The 3,149-nt window shown below is 70.0% G+C and carries 2 protein-coding genes; both read left to right on the forward strand.

Annotated elements, in window-relative coordinates:
• Positions 1-169: 169 nt before the first annotated feature.
• Complete coding sequence (gene rarD, locus ACFTQE_RS20005; RefSeq protein ID WP_376926713.1) at positions 170-1,126, forward strand: EamA family transporter RarD; 957 nt, start codon at positions 170-172, stop codon at positions 1,124-1,126.
• 266 nt (positions 1,127-1,392) lie between these two features.
• Positions 1,393-2,688 carry an ABC transporter substrate-binding protein gene (locus ACFTQE_RS20010; protein WP_376926714.1) on the forward strand — a complete coding sequence of 432 codons (1,296 nt, stop codon included), beginning with the start codon at positions 1,393-1,395 and terminating at the stop codon, positions 2,686-2,688.
• The last annotated feature ends 461 nt before the right edge of the window (positions 2,689-3,149 follow it).

Below are 3,149 nucleotides of genomic sequence, written 5' to 3' on the forward strand. Positions count from 1 at the left end.
GCCGCTGGGGGCGTCCGGGCCTCGTCGTATCCGGGCGACGGATGCCGCGGCATCCGTCGCCGACCGCCCGACCGGCGCCGAGGCTCGCCCCGTCGCCGTGGCCGGATCTCGACGCGGAACGGCCGCCCCGACGCCGGGCGACGTCCGCGGGCGGGCGTAGTCTGTGCAGGTGCCATCCCGCCCCGAGACCCAGGTTCCCTCTCCGGTCAGTTCCTCGGCAGGGGTGAGTCGCTCGGGCCTCGTCTACGCGATCGCCGCCTACGGCCTCTGGGGATTCCTGCCGATCTACTTCATCGCGCTCGCACCGTCGGGCCCGGTCGAGATCGTCGCCTGGCGCGTGCTCTTCTCGCTCGTCTTCTGCGCACTGCTCATCGCGGTCACCCGGGCGTGGCGTGCGCTCGCCGTGCTGTTCCGCGATCGCCGCATCGTGCTCACGATGGGCCTCGCGGGCGTGCTGATCTTCATCAACTGGCAGACCTACGTCTACGCCGCGACGACGAACCAGGTCGTCGAAGCCGCCCTCGGCTACTTCATCAACCCCATCGTCACGGTGTTCCTCGGGGTGTTCGTGCAGCGGGAGCGGCTGAACCCGACGCAGTGGACCGCGGTCGGCATCTCCATCGTCGCGGTGATCGTGCTCGCGCTCGGGTACGGCCAGCTGCCCTGGATCGCGCTCGTGCTCGCGTTCTCGTTCGGGTTCTACGGGCTCATCAAGAAGCGCGTCGGTCCGAAGGTCGACGCCGTCTCGGGCCTGACGCTCGAGACCGTCTGGCTCGCGCCCCTCGCCGTTGTGCAGCTCGTCTTCGTGGCGATGACGACGGGGCTCACGATCGGCACGGTGAGCGTATGGCACACGGCGCTGCTGGTCGGTCTCGGCGCGGTCACCGCGGTGCCGCTCCTGCTGTTCGCCGCCGCGTCGCGCCGGCTGCCGCTCATCTTCATGGGCTTCATCCAGTACTTCGCGCCGTTCATCCAGTTCCTCGTCGGGGTGTTCATCCTGCAGGAGCCGATGCCGCTCGAGCGCTGGGTCGGTTTCGGGCTCGTGTGGCTCGCGCTCATCGTGCTGACGGTCGACCTGCTCCGCGGGGTCCGGGCGTCACGACGTGTCGTCGCCGAACCCGTGTGAACCGCGTTCCGGGCCCTGCGTCGCACCGTTGCGCCCGAGCCCGGCGAGCGGATGCCGCGGGCGCGCGATCCCCGCGTGAAAGCCCGTGTTTCCGCCGATTCCGTGCGTCGAACCCGCCCGAGGTGTCGGCACGGTAACGATTGACGCGGTGTTACACGGTTGTGACCGCAGCGTCTTGTTTCCGCCATGGGCGCGGAATACTGTCAGACAACGGCGTCACCACGGCGCTGCATTGTGTACCAATTCCTTCAGTCCCAAGGAGCAACATGAGCGTATTCGCGAAGGCCACGGCCAAGCGTTCGGCTCGCGCAGCCTGGACGGGTCTCGCCATTGCCGGCGTCAGCACCCTTCTCCTGTCTGCGTGCGCGTCGGGCGGCACGCCGTCGACCGAGACGGAAGAGCCGGGCGAAGACACCGCCGGCGACGCCCTGCCCATCGAAGCCGGTGAACGTGCGCTGGACCTCAAGATCGGCACGATCCTTCCCCAGAGCGGCACGCTCGCGTTCCTCGGCCCGCCCGAGGAGGCCGGCGTCGCGCTCGGCGCCCAGGAGGTCAACGACGCCGACTCGGGCATGAGCCTCGAGGTCGTCTACCGCGACTCCGGTGACACCACGACCGACATCGCGACCGTCTCCGTGACCGACCTGCTCTCGCAGGACGTCTCGGCGATCGTCGGTGCGGCATCGTCGGGCGTCTCCTTCACCGTGATCGACCAGATCACCTCGGCCGGAGTCGTGCAGTTCTCCCCGGCGAACACCTCGCCCGACTTCACCGAGTACGAAGACGCCGGTCTGTACTTCCGCACGGCACCCTCCGACCTGCTCCAGGGCGAGGTGCTCGGCACGCAGATCGCCGACGACGGCAACTCGACCCTCGGCCTGCTCGTGCTGAACGACCCCTACGGCACCGGCCTCGCGGCCGCGACCAAGGAGTCGTTCGAGGCAGCAGGCGGCGAAGTCGTCGCCGAAGAGCTCTTCAACACGGGTGACTCGAACTTCGACGCGCAGCTCTCGGCCATCTCGGCCGCGAACCCCGACGCCGTCGCAGTCATCACGTTCGACGAGGCGAAGGTCGTCGTGCCGGCGCTCGTCGGCTCGGGCTACCCCGGCGACCAGCTCTACTTCGTCGACGGCAACCTGTCCGACTACAGCGCGGACTTCGCTCCCGGCCTCATCGCCGGCTCGAAGGGCACGCTGCCCGGCCCGAAGCTCGAAGACGACTTCCGCGACCGACTCCTCGGAATCGACCCGGACCTCGCCGACTTCAGCTACGGCCCCGAGTCGTACGACGCAACGGTCCTCATCGCCCTCGCGGCGTACGCGGCGAACAGCACCGACGGTGCCGACATCGCCAAGTACCTGCGTCAGGTGTCGGGTGGCTCGGGCGACGGCGAGAAGGTCACGACCTTCGCCGACGGCGCTGCGCTGCTCGCAGAGGGCAAGCAGATCGACTTCGACGGCGCGTCCGGTCCCATCACGCTCGACGAGCACGGTGACCCGACCGAGGCGACCATCGGCGTCTACGAGTACGGCGACGACAACAAGTACACCCGCATCAACTAGTACGGGTCGAACTGAGCGGGTCCCGGCTTCGGCCGGGGCCCGCTTTTTCGTGCGCCCGGGGCCGGGTGCCGCGGGTCCGGCCGCCGCACCGGGAATCTCCGGGCGCGCGCCGTGATTCCGTGTGTCCCGGTGCGGGTGCGTCGCCGAGTCGCAGGACGGGCGGCGCGACACGCTGTCGCGTTGCGGCGTGTCGTCAGCATCCTCCTGCGACTCGGCGATCATCGAGGCCGAGGGCCGCCCCGGCGGGGCCCGTCACGGCGCGGACGGACGTGTACGGCCGTGGACGGCCGCCGGCGAGGCGCGGGCGGACGTGGAGCCTGCCGGCAGGGCGCAGGTGGACGGTCGCCGGTAAGGCGCGGGCGGAGCGAGGGGCCGACAGATCGAGGGGCCGCGACCTGGGGGTGCCCGGCAGCGGCAGACAGCGAAGAGGGGCGGATGCCGCAGCATCCGCCCCTCTGTCG

The sequence above is a fragment of the Agromyces sp. NPDC056965 genome (assembly GCF_042673425.1).
Classification (GTDB): Bacteria; Actinomycetota; Actinomycetes; order Actinomycetales; family Microbacteriaceae; genus Agromyces.

Bases quoted from the DNA above. Each gene is read 5' to 3' on its own strand.
- ACFTQE_RS20010 (WP_376926714.1), top strand. From the start codon at position 1,393: ATGAGCGTATTCGCGAAGGCCACGGCCAAGCGTTCGGCTCGCGCAGCC.